This is a genomic window from Ruegeria sp. G10 (assembly GCF_056533645.1).
Window position 1 is genome coordinate 434,950 of the sequence record NZ_JBQFOQ010000002.1, and the last position, 16,994, is coordinate 451,943.

At 57.6% G+C, this 16,994-nt stretch carries 14 protein-coding genes; 4 read left to right on the forward strand and 10 right to left on the reverse strand.

Annotated features, from left to right (window positions below):
* The 8 genes from ACR0KM_RS05805 to ACR0KM_RS05840 are packed head-to-tail and all read right to left on the reverse strand — an operon-like array spanning position 1 to position 8,550.
* On the reverse strand, positions 1–1,353 hold the full coding sequence (locus ACR0KM_RS05805; protein ID WP_480858237.1) for an aminotransferase class III-fold pyridoxal phosphate-dependent enzyme: 1,353 nt from the start codon (positions 1,351–1,353) through the stop codon (positions 1–3).
* Positions 1,350–2,165 (reverse strand): IclR family transcriptional regulator, encoded by an 816-nt coding sequence (locus tag ACR0KM_RS05810; protein ID WP_480820197.1) that lies wholly within the window; start codon positions 2,163–2,165, stop codon positions 1,350–1,352. The genes ACR0KM_RS05805 and ACR0KM_RS05810 overlap by 4 nt, the downstream gene beginning before the upstream one ends.
* Complete coding sequence (locus tag ACR0KM_RS05815) at positions 2,166–2,876, reverse strand: type 1 glutamine amidotransferase (protein ID WP_480858239.1); 711 nt, start codon at positions 2,874–2,876, stop codon at positions 2,166–2,168.
* A gap of 1 nt (position 2,877) precedes the next feature.
* A complete protein-coding gene (locus ACR0KM_RS05820; protein WP_480858241.1) occupies positions 2,878–4,170 on the reverse strand; it encodes a type I glutamate--ammonia ligase in 1,293 nt (430 codons plus the stop codon).
* Positions 4,171–4,177: 7 nt separating this feature from the next.
* Entirely contained in the window at positions 4,178–5,434 is a 1,257-nt protein-coding gene (locus ACR0KM_RS05825; protein ID WP_480858243.1) for a cytochrome P450, read from the reverse strand.
* Positions 5,415–7,019 (reverse strand): tripartite tricarboxylate transporter permease, encoded by a 1,605-nt coding sequence (locus tag ACR0KM_RS05830; protein ID WP_480858245.1) that lies wholly within the window; start codon positions 7,017–7,019, stop codon positions 5,415–5,417. Before ACR0KM_RS05830 ends, ACR0KM_RS05825 begins: the two co-directional genes overlap by 20 nt.
* Complete coding sequence (locus ACR0KM_RS05835) at positions 7,019–7,552, reverse strand: tripartite tricarboxylate transporter TctB family protein (RefSeq protein ID WP_480858246.1); 534 nt, start codon at positions 7,550–7,552, stop codon at positions 7,019–7,021. The genes ACR0KM_RS05830 and ACR0KM_RS05835 overlap by 1 nt, the downstream gene beginning before the upstream one ends.
* A gap of 59 nt (positions 7,553–7,611) precedes the next feature.
* Positions 7,612–8,550, reverse strand: coding sequence for a tripartite tricarboxylate transporter substrate-binding protein (locus ACR0KM_RS05840; RefSeq protein ID WP_480858248.1), 939 nt, complete (start codon positions 8,548–8,550; stop codon positions 7,612–7,614).
* A 176-nt stretch (positions 8,551–8,726) separates the two neighbouring features.
* Here ACR0KM_RS05840 and ACR0KM_RS05845 point away from each other — a divergent pair, with 176 nt between their 5' ends.
* Genes ACR0KM_RS05845 through ACR0KM_RS05860 form a run of 4 tightly spaced genes read left to right on the forward strand, consistent with a single transcriptional unit; the run spans position 8,727 to position 13,706 of the window.
* A complete protein-coding gene (locus tag ACR0KM_RS05845) occupies positions 8,727–10,211 on the forward strand; it encodes an aldehyde dehydrogenase (RefSeq protein WP_480858250.1) in 1,485 nt (494 codons plus the stop codon).
* A gap of 45 nt (positions 10,212–10,256) precedes the next feature.
* On the forward strand, positions 10,257–11,522 hold the full coding sequence (locus ACR0KM_RS05850; RefSeq protein ID WP_480858559.1) for an aspartate aminotransferase family protein: 1,266 nt from the start codon (positions 10,257–10,259) through the stop codon (positions 11,520–11,522).
* Positions 11,519–12,451 carry a homoserine kinase gene (locus tag ACR0KM_RS05855; protein WP_480858252.1) on the forward strand — a complete coding sequence of 311 codons (933 nt, stop codon included), beginning with the start codon at positions 11,519–11,521 and terminating at the stop codon, positions 12,449–12,451. The genes ACR0KM_RS05850 and ACR0KM_RS05855 overlap by 4 nt, the downstream gene beginning before the upstream one ends.
* A 22-nt stretch (positions 12,452–12,473) precedes the next feature.
* Complete coding sequence (locus ACR0KM_RS05860; protein ID WP_480858254.1) at positions 12,474–13,706, forward strand: Tm-1-like ATP-binding domain-containing protein; 1,233 nt, start codon at positions 12,474–12,476, stop codon at positions 13,704–13,706.
* 875 nt (positions 13,707–14,581) lie between these two features.
* Here ACR0KM_RS05860 and ACR0KM_RS05865 read toward each other — a convergent pair.
* Together ACR0KM_RS05865 and ACR0KM_RS05870 are read right to left on the reverse strand one after the other, a co-directional pair.
* Entirely contained in the window at positions 14,582–15,667 is a 1,086-nt protein-coding gene (locus ACR0KM_RS05865; protein ID WP_480865463.1) for a ParB/RepB/Spo0J family partition protein, read from the reverse strand.
* A complete protein-coding gene (locus ACR0KM_RS05870; protein WP_480820175.1) occupies positions 15,664–16,971 on the reverse strand; it encodes an AAA family ATPase in 1,308 nt (435 codons plus the stop codon). Before ACR0KM_RS05870 ends, ACR0KM_RS05865 begins: the two co-directional genes overlap by 4 nt.
* Positions 16,972–16,994 lie beyond the last annotated feature (23 nt).

Genomic DNA, 16,994 nt, shown 5'->3' on the forward strand with positions numbered 1-16,994 from the left:
TCACACCGTTTCCAAGCCTTTGTCCAGTGACATAAGAAGTGTGTTCACATCCTCTTCACTCAGCACCAGCGGCGGAGAGAGTATGATGTTATTTCCCGACACGCGCACCATGGCACCAGCATCATAAGCCGTTTTCTGCACCGTGCCGATTGTCGCTTTGTCGATTGGCGACTTGGTATCACGGTCAGATACCAGCTCTAACGCGCACATCAGACCATATCCGCCGCGCACATCGCCAACCACATCGTATTTCTCGCCCAACTTCTTAAGGCCAGCATACAGTTGCTCACCCCGCGCTGCGGCGTTATCCTTGACGTTCAGGCGTTCCGTTTCCTTCAAACACGCAATTGCGGCAGCCGCGCCAACCGGATGCCCGGAATAGGTATAACCCGACCCGATTGCGGCCTTGCCTGAGGTGTCATTTTCGAACACGTCCGAGACGGCATCACTGATCATCACCGCGCCGAACGGGAAGTATCCGTTTGTGATGGCCTTGGCCGTCACGGCCATATCAGGCTTTACCCCAAAGCGGCGCGAACCGCTCCAAGCGCCTGTCCGGCCATAGGCTGTAATCACTTCATCCGCGACCAGAAGAATTCCGTGTTTTGAACAAATCTCACGAACTCCCGGCATGAAGCTTTCGTGCGGGGGGATCACACCACCTGCCCCAAGAACCGGTTCCATGATCATTGCCGCAATGGTCGAGGGGTCCTGGAACTTTATCTCGTCCTCCAGCGTCGCAAGGCACAACTGCGCAAGCTTTTCTGGATCGGTTTCACCAAACGGGTTCCTATAGGTGTACGGCGAAGGTATGTGATGGCAGCCGGGCATCAGCGGTTCGTATTGCGTCCGGAAATTTGGGTTTCCGTTTACCGATGCACCCAGAGTATGCGTTCCATGGTAACCTTTCTTGAGGCTCAGGAATTTCACCCGACCAGCTTCGCCGCGTACTTTATGGTATTGCCGCGCGAGCCGCAGAGCGATTTCAACACCGTCCGAGCCACCGGATGTAAAAAACGCGCGCGACAGCCCGTCGGGTTCAAAGAACTCACGCAGCATCCAGCTAAGCTCGATCACCAGATCATTGGTCGTTCCGCGGAAAATTGAGTAGTATGGCAACCGGTCAAGCTGTTGCGAAATCGCGTCTTTCACTGGCTGGCACGAGTAGCCCAGATTTACGTTCCAAAGGCCGCCTACCCCGTCCACAACGGTTCGACCATCCACATCGGTGATACAAACACCTTCGCCGCCGACAATGATCTCGGGCGGGTTCGCAAGGCTGTCGGCAGGATGAGTCATCGGATGCCACAGGTGGCGTGCATTGTTTTCTTTAAGGAAATTGCTGTCCTTCATGAGATCACCTGTTGAGTCGTGGTTTCATCGCCCCATTGCAGCGGCAAGTCGTCGAAGTCGCGGGGGAACGTGCCACCCAGGGCCGTCGAGGCACGCTTTGCTTCTTTCAAAAGCATCAGGGCTATGTCGCGCAGTTTTTCCGGCTTGGCGCGCACGCTTGGAACGGCAACGGCCAATGAGCCCAGAACACGCCCCCCCTCTCCGAACACAGGCACACCAACCGAGGTTACGCCCTCGTCAAAGCCACCCGACACGGTGGCCACCCCAAGCCGGCGGACAGCGTCGAGTTTTTGCTTCAAAGCCGCCGGATCCGAAATTGTCTGATCGGTGTATTTTGACAGCGGTCTGCTCATGATCCGCGTTTGCCAATCCTCAGGGCAGAAGGCCAAGGCCGCGATGCCGGATGACGTGGCGTGCAAGGGCAGCATCTCGGCGATGTCAAAATTCACCTGAATGCCGTGAAGACTTGGGTCGGCGTGGACCACCGGAGACATTGCATCGCCCTGCAACAGACTGGCATGGGCCAATTCACCTACGGCTTCGGACAGTTCCAACACGATCGGCTGCAAGAGCCTGCGCACCGGAAACAGCGTTTCGCGCAGGGCAGACAGCCTGAGCAGCGCCGGCCCAAGCCGATACGCGCGCGTTTCCGGGTGTTGTTCAAGAAACCCGTTTTCGGCAAGCTCGGTCAGGTGGCGATGCACAGTGGCCTTGTCCCGGCCCGTGAGGCGAACAAACTCTCCCAACCCGATTTCTGACCGGTCACGGGCGAAAAGCGAGAGCAGATCCAAGGCTTTTGTAATCGTTCCCATCTAGCGGCCTCCATGCTCGAAGAAGGCAGCGATTTCATTGGCAAACGCAGCACGATCCGCCGGACCTGCCTCTAGTGACAAACGCGCCATGCGGGTGACCTCTTCACCGACGTAATCGGCATATTCGTCGACAAGATCAGTGATAAACCCTTGAGTCATTTCCGGGTGGTGCTGAACGGTGAATACGTCATTGCCAATGGTATAGCCGGCGATGGGGCAGCCCGGGCTTTCGAACAGCCGCTGCGCGCCCTCGGGCAAAGCCCCCACTTGCTCGATATGCGATCCGTATAGGTGCCATCCATTCCCGCATCCCGACCAAGGAGCAGAGGCCACGCGTTTGGTTTCGATCCGCCCATGCGCCCAGCCTTGCGGATTTCGAATAATCGGAGCGCCCAGGGATTTTGCGATGATCTGATGGCCGAAACAGGCGCCAAAGATTGGTATCTTTCGCTTGATCAGGTCTTTGACAAGCACCTCAAGCTGCTGCATCCACGGCGCGTTCTCGGTGACCGAGGCCGGGCTTCCTGTGATCATAACCCCGTCAAATCCCGAAAGATCATCGGGGAATTCGTCCTTGCAGACCCAAAACGCCTCAACCTCCCAATCTGGGCGGACTTCCGCAATCAGAGTGGCGAATTTTTCGTCATCTAGCGGGCGCGCTTTGGCAAAGGCGCTGTCATCGGTGTTGGTGACAAGGGTCGCAAGTCGCATATCAGACAAACCACACATAGAAATCGAGCAAAGCATCAGGCTCTAATTCGCGGGTCTTACGGAATTCGCGCTCTTTCATGAAGGCGTGATTTTCGACCAGTTCGCGCCCGACCGCATCCACCAGCGCCGTATCTGCCTGCAGGTCCTGAATGGCCTTGCGCAGATTGGCTGCGGTGCCGGTGCGGGCATCTACTTTGTCAAATCCGTCGCCGGTTTCGATCGGTGGTAGGGTCATCTGGGCCTCGTACCCCAACCGCGCGGCCTGCAGAACCGCAGCGCAGGCGGTGTAGGGGTTGGCGCTGGCGTCCGCCATACGATGTTCCAGACGGGCCTTCGCGCCGCCTTCGCCCGAGACGCGAGTGGTCACGCCGCGATGATCCCCGCCCCAGTTCTTCCAATAGCCCGACAGGGACGCCGGTTGCAGGCGGCGATAGGACCCCGCCGTTGGCGCGATCAGACCGGCCAGCCCTTCGTGGTGATGCACCAGACCGGCAAGGCAGCCGCGCGACAGGTCGTTCAGATGATCGGGGCCGCCGACCTCACCTGTGGCTAGCGCGTTCCTGCCCTCGGCATCTTGAAAGGAAAAGTTGATATGCATACCCGATCCGCCCAATTCGGACAGAGGTTTGGGCAGGAAGGTCAGAACGATCCCGTGATCCAGCGCAATCTCACGCGCCATGAGGCGGAACAGCACGAGATCATCGACGGCTGTCAGCGCGTCATCGAAGGTCAGCGTGTATTCGAACTGGGGGCTGTCATATTCGGCGGTAATCAGATCCAGCCGAAAGCCCATTTCCAGCGCCTTGTTCCAGATCACATCATTGATCCGCATCGGATCGGCGAAGGGGCCAGTGCCATAGACGCCTCCGCCCGGCGCATCATAGGGGCGTAAACGGCCATCCTCGCCCCCTTGCAGGGCATAGGCCTCAAGCTCGATCCCCAGCATTGGTTTCAGCCCGTGCTTTTCCCAATCGGCCACCGCCCGTTTCAATGCCCCGCGTGGGCACAAGGACAACGGCGCGCCGTCGGCGTCAAACAGATCGCCCAGCACGACCGAGGTGTTGGGTTCCCACCCTTTGCGGACATTATCGCCCCGCCAGCGCAGCTCCATGTCCGGCGCGCCCTCGCGCACTTTCGCGTGCGGCGCGTCCAGCAGAAGATCGCGGTCGTAGTGCACTCCGAAAGTCGCGCGCGCGAACCGGGTCGAGGCGTCGGCGATCTTGCTGGCGGGCATGTACTTGCCGCGCGGGATCGAGAGGTGATCGATGAACAGGGCGCGTAAACGGTTGGACATTGAGAACCTATTGCAAAGTGACGCGAACAGGCATCCGCTTGATGCCGTTTACAAAGTTGGACCGAACAAACGCCTCGGGGCCGTCGGGTTCGATGGTTCTGATCCGTTTGACCAGTTCCTGAAACAGCACCCGCACCTCGAGCCGGGCCAGATGCATGCCCAGGCAGACATGCGGCCCGCCTTGTCCCCATCCCAGCTGACGGTTGGGCTTGCGCGACAGGTCCAGGCGATACGGGTCGTCAAACATGACCTCATCCCGGTTGGCGGAAATGAACCAATACAGCACCTTGTCGCCTTCCTTGATCTGCTGGCCGTGAACTTCGACATCTTTCATCGCGGTCCGGCGGAAATAGGTCGCGGGTGAAGCCCAGCGGACAATCTCATCTGCGGCGGTGCCCCAGACCTCGCCCGATTGCATCTCTTCCAGCAGGCCGCCCTGCCGCGCGATGGCCTGAATGCCTGCAGCGATGGAATAGCGCGTCGTATCGTTGCCCGCCGCCACCAGCAGGCAAAAGAAATTGCGAAATTCGGTCTCCGATATCGTCTCGCCATTTTCATCAGGCTGCAGGATCAGATGCAGAATGCCGCTGGTGTCTCCGCTGGCGTTCTTCTTGTCCATCAGCGTGCGGGAATACTCGTACAACTCGGCCCCGGCGGGTGAGTTGAACGGCATCAGGCGGAATTCGTCCGTCTGCATCTTGTCGACGACATGGTCGGTGAAATCGGGATCCGAGTTCGCCATCAGCGCATCCCCCTTGTCGACCAGCCAAGGCAGGTCTTCATCAGGAACACCCAGAATTTGGCCAAGCATCCGCATCGGCAATTCCCGGGCGATATCGCGTGTGGCGTCGAACGTGCCCTTTTCCAAAGCGCGATCCAGAATGGGGCCGCACAGGTCGCGAATCTGATCCTCGAACCCAGCGACCACCTTGGGTGAGAACGCCTTGGCCACCTTCATCCGCACCTTGCGATGCTCGGTCCCATCCGTTTCCTGAAAGGTGCGGCGGGCCATGTATTCCTCGTAGGTCTGATCCTCCATCCGGATGCCGCGCGCGGACGAAAACGTTTCGGTATCGCGCACCATCTTGTCGATATCCGCATGGCGTGTGATCGACCAATAACCCTTGCCGCCTTCGAACTCGGACCAGTGGCACGGATTCTCGCGCCGCAGCCGCGCAAAGGTGTTGTACGGCGCGCCGCCCGCGAAACTGTCATGCGAGCCGAGGTCGGCAAACCCGTCGTCTTCAGGAACCCACATGGTCATAAAAGCGCCTCCGTCTTTGTTGTTTCTTGCGGTTTTCGAAATGCCGGTGCGAGCGATCTGAAATCCGTTTTGCAAATGTGTTGGATGCCTTCTTCTGCATTGACCGGCGATCCACCGGTCGCCATTCCCGCCAGACGCGCCAAATCGTCGAAAAAAGGATGATCACGATGACGCAGAACAGCAGAAAGGCGATGGGGCGGTCGATAAAGTCCAACGGCGTTTTGACCCGCGCGAGGGAGGCACGCAATTTGACCTCCATGATGCCGCCCAGAACCATGCCAAGAATGATCGGTACAATGGGCATGTTCAGGCGTTTCAGGACAAACCCCAGCAGCCCGAAGACCGCTGCGATGATGCAGTCCATGGTCGAGTTGCGGATCGAATAGACCCCAACAAAGCTGAGCAACAGGATGCACATGCCCAGAAAGCGGTTTGGAATGCGCGTCAGATGCACCAGCCAGCCGGTTGAAACCAGCAGGAAGCCGACCACGATCACGTTCAGGACTAGCAGCGCAATGTAAAGCGCGACAACGAAATCCATGTCGTTCTGGAACAGTCCCGGCCCCGGCACGACGTTATGGACATAGAACACCGACAGCATCATCGCCGTCAGCGCCTCACCCGGTATACCGAGCGCAAGCAAGGGGATCATCGCCGCTGCGGGAACTGCGTTGTTGGCGGTCTCGGACGCGATCAGCCCCTCGGACGAGCCATGGCCGAACGCTTTGGGGTTCTTCGACAATTTACGGGCCGAAGTGTAAGACATGAACTGGGCCGTGAACTCTCCGACACCCGGGATCATGCCCATGACCACCCCGAAACTGGCCGAGATGGCCGCCACACGCGGGTGGCGGGCCAGTTCGCGGAAGCCCTGAAACAGCGAACCGCGTGACCGGGGCAGCCGGATCTTCTCATCATCCATCGTCAGCAGCAAAAACGCCTGCGACAGCGCGAACAGGCCAAGAACCACGACGATCAGGTCAAGACCGCCCGCCAACCAGCTTTGGCCGAAGGTGAAGCGACGGGTATAGGCAGCGGGTTCCAGACCAATTGTGCCGATCAGAATACCGAACCCCGCAAGCGCCGCCGCTATCGCCATCTGACCCTTGTGGGCGACAACGACCAGTATAAGACCCAACAGGGCGGCCAGAAAGATCTCGCGCGAGCCGAACATGGGCGCGATTTTGGCCAGCACTGGGGACAGGAAGATCAGGCATATGACCGAGAACAACCCGCCCAGAAAGCTAGCCGAATAGGCCAGTGACAGTGCCCGGCGGCCCTCGCCCCGCAGGGTCATCGGAAAACCGTCATAGGTGGTCAGCGCATTCACAGCCGTGCCAGGCGTGTTGATCAGGATCGCGGGAATTGACCCGCCATACATGGACGATCCGTAAATACCCAACAACAGCGTCAGCCCAACAATCGGGTCCATCGAAAACGTCGCGGGCAGCAGGATGGCAATCGCAACCGCTGGTCCAACCCCGGGAATGGCACCGATGGCCACGCCACCGACAGCGCCCACCAGCAGGGCCAGCATCACGTCCCAGCGCGCCAGAACGTCAATCGCCGATAAGATCAGATCCATCAGAGGTACACCAAAAAGAATGTTCGGATCGACTCGGGCAGGAATTCATAGATTTGCGCGCCCGGAATGCTCACACCCAGAAATCCCTTGAACAGCGCGACCATCGCAATCGCGAACACAGCAGCGATTGCGATTGCCAAACGTGATCTATAGCCGAGGCGATAGGTTAGAGCGCAGGCGAAAACGATGCTCATGGGCATGAAACCAAGGCGTGGAACTGCAGCGACATAGACCAGAAACCAAGCAAGATATTCCAATGGCTCTGCCCAACGGCGCGCTTCGACCCAATCCAGCGCGTTGGGTTTTCTGCGCCGCATCAACCGAAAGTGCACCGCAAACCCCGACAGCATCGTGATGAGGGCAATCGCCGGCCACAAACGCGGTTGACTGCCTATGTTCCGCGCCTTTTCGGTCCATTCCGTCTGATTGCCCAGCTGAGACAACAAAACCAAAGTCACAACCAGACCCGCAATGACAAACACAACCTGGCCAGAGGTTTTTGTCTTGATTTGTAGAAGCTCGGAATTGTCCATTCGACCCGGTCCCTGGCAGAGTTGAGGGGACGCATTTTCGCCCCCTCACAAGATCGCTCTTATTGGCCCAATGCGTCTGAGATGGTGCCCAGCGTTGCCTTGTCTTCGGCGATCACGGCCGCGCTTTCATCGGCATTCAGCCAATAGACCAACGCACCCGTTTCTTGTGCCAACTGTTGAGCACGCTCACTGTTGACCGTCTTCTCGGCAACGGCGGCGATCTTTTCGCGCACATCTGCCGGAGTGTCCTTGGTAACGAACAGACCGTTCCACAGCGAAATATCGAGGCTCGGCTCAACTTCGCCAATGGCGGGCGTGTCCGGAACCTTGGTGATCCGTTCGCCCGTGATCGAGACCAGAACCTTAACGTCGTCGAGACAGGGCAGGATGAGTTGAAGCGTGGTGTTGATCACATCCGCATCGCCAGAGGCCAGCGTGTTGCAATCCAAGGCGTCAAACGCGGCGTCCCCTGCCCATTCGAAACCCATGGTCGAAGACAGGGCTTTGGTAACCTGCGTGGGCGTCAGAACATCACCGAAATGCCCGAGGAAAACCTCGTTTTCCTTGGCGTGGTCGGCCAGTTCCTGCATCGAGGAATAGGGCGCATTGCCCGAGGTCGCGATCACAAACGGATAGGTCAGAAAGATGCCGACAGGGTCGAATTTTTCGGGCGTCAGTTCGGGGATGTCGATCTCATGTCCGATCAGGGACACTGCCGGAACAAAAGATCCGATGGTGTAACCGTCCGCCGGGGCTGTTGCCACTTCGACCGCGCCGGGAAATGGGCCACCGCCGCCGCCGGGCTTGTTCACCACAGCCGCTGGCACGCCGTACTCTGCCTGGAAATCTTCGGCAATCATCCGCGTCAGCACGTCCTCCAAATCGCCCGGAGGCCAAGGAACGATAAAGCTGACAGGTTTTTCGGGGTACTCGGCCAGGGCCGAACCGGCCAGACCAATAGCAAGTGCGGCCAATGCGGCCTTGGCTGTGTTGGACATATCATCTCCCTGCGACGTGTCGCTGCGTTGGTTTATTATATGAACCTTTAGTAGCAATTATTCTGAATTAGATTCTTCACCTGTCAACAAAAAAATCATTATTGACAAATGCAGCTTTATAGACAGACAATTTTTTTGACACTTTTGGTTCATTATTCAAACCTGTGAGGCCTGACTTGGATATTGCGAGAATTAGCGACCTTCGATCCCGAACCATCCCCCCCGCAAGCCATCTGATCGAAGGCAGCTCTCATCAGGCATCCGACGGCGGAACGTTGGATGTGATCTCGCCGATTGACGGATCGACCCTGACAACAATACCCAAAGGCACACAAGACGACGCGCGGCGGGCTATCCGTTCCGCGCGACGCGCTTTTGACGATGGGCGATGGTCTGGTCTGGCGCCTTCTTCCCGAAAAAAAATTCTGCTGAAATGGGCGGACCTCATCGAAGAAAACGCGGAAGAACTGGCAGTTCTGGGTGTAAGGGACAATGGCACTGAGATCGGAATGGCCTTGAAGGCTGAACCGCTCAGCGCCGCCGGAACGATCCGCTATTTTGCTGAGGCGGTCGACAAGATTTATGGCGAGATTGCCCCCACTGCCCCGGATGCTCTGGGACTGGTTCATAAACAGCCGGTCGGTGTTGTCGGCGCAATCGTGCCGTGGAACTTTCCCTTGATGATCGGCAGCTGGAAACTGGGACCAGCGCTCGCGGCTGGCTGCACGGTGGTTTTGAAGCCTGCAGAAACGGCCTCATTGACACTGATCCGCCTTGCCGAACTTGCCGTCGAGGCAGGGCTGCCCCCCGGTGTTTTCAATGTCGTGACAGGCGAAGGCGCAGTTGTCGGCGCGGAAATCGCAGAATCTCATGAGGTTGACGTTCTGGTGTTCACCGGATCAGGCGCGACGGGACGGCGGCTGATGGAGGCCTCGGCGCGGTCGAACCTCAAACGCGTTTATCTGGAGCTTGGAGGCAAATCGCCAAACATCGTCTTTGCGGACGCACCTGATCTGGCCGAGGCTGCAAAGGTTTCGGCCGCCGGGATATTCCGCAATTCCGGGCAGGTTTGCGTTGCCGGATCGCGGCTGCTGGTACAGCGCGACATTCACGACACGTTCGTCGAGATGCTGGTCGGAAACGCCGAGGCCATGCGGGTCGGCGACCCTTTGGACCCGAACACACAAGCCGGTGCCGTGAACTCGGAAACGCAACTGGCGCAAAATCTGGCGTTTGTTGAAGAGGCCCGTTCTGCCGGTCGCACCATCGCCACGGGCGGGACGCGCATACTGCAGGAAACAGGCGGCACATATATGGCGCCAACGATCATCACCGGCGTGCAGCCCCATGATCGCGTCGTCTGCGAAGAAGTGTTTGGCCCGGTTCTGACCGTGCAATCCTTTGAGACCGAGGAAGAAGCCATCGCCCTCGCCAACGCAACACAGTTCGGTCTGGCTGCGGGCCTCTGGACTGCTGATCTATCGCGGGCACATCGAATGATCACAAAAATTCAGGCCGGCGTGGTACATGTAAACACTTATGGAGGCACGGACATCACGGTACCGTTGGGCGGGGTAAAACAATCCGGAAACGGGCACGACAAGTCGCTGCACGCGTTTGACAAATATTTGGATCTGAAAACCGCCTGGATAAAACTCTGAGCCAAGGACACCTGAGTGACACGTCCCACAAAGTCAGCAGAACTTATGGAGCGCCGAGCCAGATTACTGGGCCCGAACGTTTCAACCTTTTACGATGAACCTGTCCATTTCGTAAAAGGCGAAGGTGTTTGGCTGTGGGATGCGGATGGCCGCAAATATCTGGATTGCTACAATAACGTGCCGCATGTCGGTCACTGCAATCCCCGCGTGGTCGATGCGATCTGTCGTCAGGCATCGACGCTGAACACCCACACGCGGTATCTGCATGAAGGCATTCTTGATTACCTCGAAAAACTGACGGGCACCATGGATGCGCCGCTTGACTCGGCAATCCTGACCTGCACCGGGTCCGAGGCCAATGACATCGCCCTGCGCATGGCCGAAGGCATGACCGGCAAACGCGGCATCATTGCCACCGATGCCACATATCATGGCAATACCGCGCTGGTCAGCCAGCTTGGCAATTCCAATCTGCCAACGCTCGGGTTCGGGTTGGATCAATATTTCAGGTTCGTTGATGCACCAGACAGCTATCGAACCCCTGATCCTTACGGTGCGATTTTCGCAGACGCCGTGGCCGAACAGATAGCCGAGCATGAAAGAACCGGCGTGGGCTTTGCTGCCCTTGTCATTTGTCCCTTTTTCCTGAACGAGGGCTTTCCGGATCATCCCGACGGGTGGTTGAAGCCCGCAGCCGAGGTTGTTCGAAGGGCCGGCGGGTTTTTGATCTGCGACGAGGTTCAGTCGGGCTTTGGGCGCACCGGCACTCATATGTGGGCACATCAGAAAATGGGTGTGGTCCCGGATGTTGTCACCATGGGGAAGCCCATGGCCAATGGCCATCCGGTGGGCGGGGTGGTTACCCGCAGTGAAATTCTTGCCACGTTTCGCAAAGGCTATCGGTATTTCAACACGTTCGGCGGCAACCCGGTATCATGTGCCGCCGCAATGGCAGTCCTGCAGGAAATCGAGGAACGCGACCTGGTTGCCCATGCCAAAACCGTCGGGGACCACGCGCGGTCCAGGCTGATTCTTCTGCAGCAGAAATACGATTTCATCGGTGATGTCAGAGGCTCCGGCCTTATTTTTGGTGCCGAAATGGTTCTGGACCGTGACAGCAAAGCTCCGGCCAGTGCGTTCACGGACCGCGTGATCAATGCCATGCGCCATCGCGGCATTATCCTTTCCAAGCTGGGCAGACATAAGAACACGCTGAAAATCCGGCCACCCATGCCGTTTTCAATCGAAAATGCAGACCTTCTTTTTGATACGCTGGACGATGTTCTGGCTGAAACGCCGCTGATACAATGAAGACGATCGTGAAGCAGGCGTTGGCCCAATGGGGACTGGAAGAGGCCGAGTGGTCACTGTTCGCTGCTCGGGAAAACCACGTCTTTCGCGTGCGGTCGGAAAAAGGGACCTACGCGTTGCGCCTACACCGCAGGGGTCTTCACTCAGCGGCTGAGCTTTGCTCGGAACTCCAATGGATGTCCGCAGTCGCGGCTGGCGGTGTCAGGGTGCCCTCTCCTGTCGCGGCCAAGTCGGGCCAGTTTCTAGTTGAGGTCGATGGGACACACGTTGACCTGTTGCATTGGTTGCCGGGTCAACCGCTGGGCGCGACAGGCACGCCACTGGCACAATGCAACCGCGCCGCAACATTCAGGGCGATTGGCAGGGAGATGGCCCGGCTGCACAAAATCAGCGATGCCTGGACACCGCCAGCAACGTTTACGCGCTGGTCCTGGGATCGTGCCGGGTTGCTGGGGAACGCTCCACTTTGGGGTCGCTTTTGGGAAAATCCGACGATCGGCACGAAAGACCGAGCGTTTCTGATGCGTTTTCGGGCACAAGCCGAGCAAGAGTTGCGGCGGCTTCAGGGCAGCCTGGATTATGGTTTGATCCACGCCGACCTTGTGCGCGAAAACGTGCTGTTGGACGGTGAAAGAGTACAGCTGATCGATTTCGACGATTCCGGTTATGGCTTTCGCCTGTTTGACCTGGCGACAACGCTTAACAAAAACCGAAATGAGCCGGATTTCAAACACTTAAAACACGCCCTGCTCGATGGGTATCGTTCTGTACGACCCATCGAGACCGAACAGCTCGACCTGTTCATGGCCTTGCGCGCGACCTCTTATGTTGGATGGATCGCGTCGCGGCTGGACGAGGACGGCGCATCAGAGCGTAACGCCCGGTTTTTGGAAACCGCCCGGGAACTGCTGACCCACTATCTTAATTGAAGCGCGTACATAAGAGGAAGAGATGGCCCAAAAAACAGTTCTGCTGATCGGCACATACGACACAAAAGAAGCCGAGATGCGCTTCATCGAAGAAGTAGTCAAAGCACAAGGTGCCCATGTGCTGACCATGGACGTTTCGGTTCTGGGTGATCCTGAAAGCGCGACCGACATCAGCAAACACGACGTCGCGGCAGCCGGCGGCATGACAATTGACGAGGTCATCGCGCAAGGGGACGAGAACAAAGCCTTTCGCGTAATGTCCGCAGGTGCCGCCAACGTCGTGGCGAAGGCATATGCCGAAGGACGTTTTCATGGGATGCTGGCAATCGGTGGTACGATGGGGACCGATCTCGCGTTGGACTGTGCTCAAGCGTTGCCGATGGGCGTTCCGAAATACATCGTTTCGACCGTCAGCTTCTCGCCCCTTATCCCGCCGCATCGCTTGGCACCCGACATTCAGATGATCCTCTGGGCCGGTGGTCTTTATGGCATGAACTCAATCTGTCAGTCCTCACTGAGCCAAGCGGCTGGAGCGGTTGTCGGCGCGACCAAAGCTGCTGTCGAGTTGGATCGCCGCAAGCCCTTGATCGGGATGACCAGCTTGGGCTCATCCTGTCTGCGCTACATGAAAACCCTGAAACCAGCCCTCGAAGAACGCGGCTTTGAAGTCGCAGTGTTCCATTCGACAGGAATGGGCGGCATGGCTTTTGAGAAATTGGCCGGTGAAGACGCCTTCGTCTGCGTCATGGATTTTTGCATGCAGGAGTTCGCGAACCTGATGGCCGGTTCAGTGGTTTCCAGTGGTGAAGATCGCGTGACGAACGCGGGGCGCGTTGGGACACCGCAAATGATTGCTCCGGGTGCGCTGGATCTGCTGGATTTTGCAGGTTGGCAGGACATCCCGGATCAATACGCCGATCGCCCGTTTCACGAGCATAACCGCCTGATCAAGAGCTCGGTCTTTACCGGCGAAGAACGCCGCGCCTGGGTTCGAGAGCTCGCCAATCGTCTGGAGGCTGCGACAGGTCCCGTTCACTTTTTCTTGCCAGTACACGGTGTCGAAGCCTGGGACAAAGAGGGGGAAGAGGCCCACGACCCGGAAGCACTCGCCGATATGGTAGACGAAATCCGAAAAGTAATCGCAGACCGCGTGCCAACAACCGAATTGGATGCGCACATCAACGACCAAGCCTTTAGTGACGCGGTTTTGGCACAGTTTGATGCGTGGGTTCAGAGTGGAACAGTTTCCAGGTAACAAAAGCGCTGTCGGACGAACACATCTCTAGCAGACAAATGACACTGTCCTTTAGCCCACGCCAAGTTTGGTTACTCCACAACAGCGGCGTTCTGCATCAGCTTCTCCACCCATCCTGCTATGGTCAAACGTCTGACGACTGTTCCAGCTCTGACCAATGTCGTGTGGAGCGGCGCTCTCCGGTTCGGGACATGGCTCCGATCTCCACCAGATTCTCTAAATCCCGGGTCGCGATGGCTCTTTACATTCGGGTGATGACAATTGGTTTTCCGTGCTCAAACCACCTTTGAATCCGCTGGTCCCTTCCCGGCACATCCGCTCGATAAACTTGGCTTGCCATTAGCTAGTACGAAACCGAATGCCCTTACCGTTCGCATTTTGAAACAAGGCCCCCTGTTCGAGGTCGTGTCAGAATATCCACGCTCCACGAAGGTCGTGGGCCAAAAGCCTGGAACAGGACCGTTCGACCGTCAATCTAATGAATGAAGACAAAGTCATTCTTTATGATCATAATATCACTATTATGCGCACTATAACCGCAGCACAGAATTCGGGAACGTTGATACGCCTTTGCCTCCAGACTTCCCCATTGCAACGGGTCATTGACCCATCCGATTACATCAACCACACAACCTCACGCAGTGAACGCGATCTCAGTCAGTCACTGAGTTCGGAAATACTTCAGGGCCTCAGCCTGCCAAGCGCCCTGCCCTCTCAAACCAAGCGGGGTTGTCTATGCACGGACATCAGCGGACGATACGAACGCTTGATGTCCTGACTTTGTGGAAAGAGCTCTACTGCGCTGAGCGGTCAATCAACCCTGCGCTCTGCACAAACGACCTGCTTCCGATTTCTTACCCACGGGTAAGATACTCTCATTCCCGCAAGCTATCGATCAACGCCGCCACTGCCGCCTCCAACTTGGCGCGGTCGACATCCGTGAAGTCCAGATCATACCGCAATTCAAGGCGTCCATTTGATGCCGAGCATTTTGCGATCCCCGCCCTACCCGTCACCTGAAACGTCGTCTTTGCACGGCGCGGTTTTCCAACTGGTTTCGATGCGGGTTTCTGCTTGGTCCCATTCTCCTCGCCCAAAAACCCACGCAGGATTTCAACTTCGCGCCCGCTGTTTCGCCCGGGCTCGCTGAGCAAGGCGACACTCACCTGACGCACCAACGACTGATCGGCGTCTAGCTTCCGCTTCAACTCGACACCAACGTTACGTGGAATCCCTTCAGGGTGAATCAAGGCCTCGCCCAGCATCGAAAGCAAGCTGGCAAAGGCCCGTATGTAGCTGCGCTTGGTATAGCTCGCCGACTTGAAAAGCGTCGAGACAGCCTTGTCAACGTCCGAGCAGTCATTCGCGGGATCTTCGGCATAGGCGCGCGCCAGCGCCCCCATCTCGGCAAACGAAATGTCCTTGCGGATAAGATTCTCGTCCACCATGCGACGATAGCTTTCGTCCAGCTGCGCCGGCTCAGATATCCCCGCCGGGATTCGGCGATACTTGTCATCACCCGTTTCATCATACAATGCACGATAGGCCGATAACCGGCGCATACCCTGAACAAGATCAAAGCGCCCATCGGATCGACGCTCGACACGGATCGGGTTTGACAAACCAATGTCACGGATGGATGCCTTCAACTCGTCCAGATCCGAATCTACGCCGGGCTTGCGATCCCGCGTCAGGCGTTCAGTCAACACGTCAGCCGGATCAATCTCTTGTGCAACCAGACCCTCGGCCCGAAGCCGGACCAATTCATGCGCCAATCGATCATTCTCGGCACGAATGGCGTCCTCGGTTGATTGCTGACCTCTCAACGCATCCGCATTCTCGGAAATGGCCGTGGCCATCGGACCGCGGCGCTTCTCCTGTGGCTTCTCGGCTGGCTTCTCTGCAGGGCCACCCTCCATCGAAGGCAGATCGATATCGAACATTCTGCGCTTGCGGCTCATACCTCATCCTCCAGCTTGTCCCATGCCGAGAGCATAACGCCACGGAATTCCTCATAGGCACTATCGAAAGTCGACCGCGCCCGACGCCATGTTTCGCGGGTCATCTCTCGGTAGTCCATTTCATAGACCGAACTCAGGAAGCGGCCCGACTGCTCGACCGCTCGGGTCATTTCGACCGGATGCTCGGCAAGATGGTTTCCAAAAACCTTCTGGAATGCGTCGTACATCGCGGTATGCAGCGCATTGCCCGGCTCGTAGCGCGTAAGAAGGAAACGCACCTCACAGAATGTCTTGGGTAAACCGATCTTACCCGTGGGTAAGGTCTTGTCGAAACCGTATGCTAGGTCTTCCAGCGCCTCAGCAAGCTGGCCAATGAAAGACGTCGTTGAGTCGTATTCCCAATAGCCAGGACCGGATGGAATATACAGCATGTCGGCTGCAAAGACCGCGTTCATCGATTGGTAGCCGATGGCGGGTGGGCAATCGAACAAAATCAAGTCATAGGCATCATCGGGAATCTGGTCCAGGTACCGAGATACGGCGGCGAAAAAGGACCACTCTGGATTCAAGTGCCGATACTGGGCAGATGCAAATTCAACGAACGCCGCGTTGGCACAGGACGGTATGGCGTCGATCGTGGACCATGAGGTTTGCTTTATGAAGTCTGAGATGCGCAGATCGCCAAGCCCCATGTCGGTAATCGACGGAGGCAGCTCGCGGCGGGGCAGGGCAGTTCCAGACTCAGCTGCCGCGGGCCGATTGTTCATGCGCTCGGTCTCTCGAATCAGGTCCCGCGCCATGATACCCCAAACCGTGTAGTCTTCGGCGACATCAGTCAGACCCATGGAATGGCTCAGGGTCGCCTGCGGGTCGAAATCGACGACCAGCACCCGATAGCCGTCGAGCGCCGCCGCATGCGCAAGGTGTAACGCGACCGTCGACTTTCCGGCACCACCTTTGAAGTTCGCGACCGCTGCGCGGATCGCGCGCTTTCCCGCCGGGCGCGGCGGTGTAAGCGGCTTACGATTGACTTTCAGCCTGCGGCGCAGCTCGTTGACTTCTTCCAAGCTGAACCAACGCTGTCGGCCATCGGGCTCTACTTCTCCACCAGGTAGGGACGGATCAGAGGCAAGCTTGCCGCGAAAGGTGGACTGATTCACCTTAAAGATCAGCTCCGATACCTCCCAGCTTGAGAACCGGCGCAGGGTTTTCTCCATTTCAGGGCTGAACGTCTGCTGGCGAATCCAACCCTGCAACTTGAGCGATCGTGTTCGCAGGGCGTTTAGGTCTTCGTGTGTGTACATGCCTCAATTCTTCTCTTCTGGAC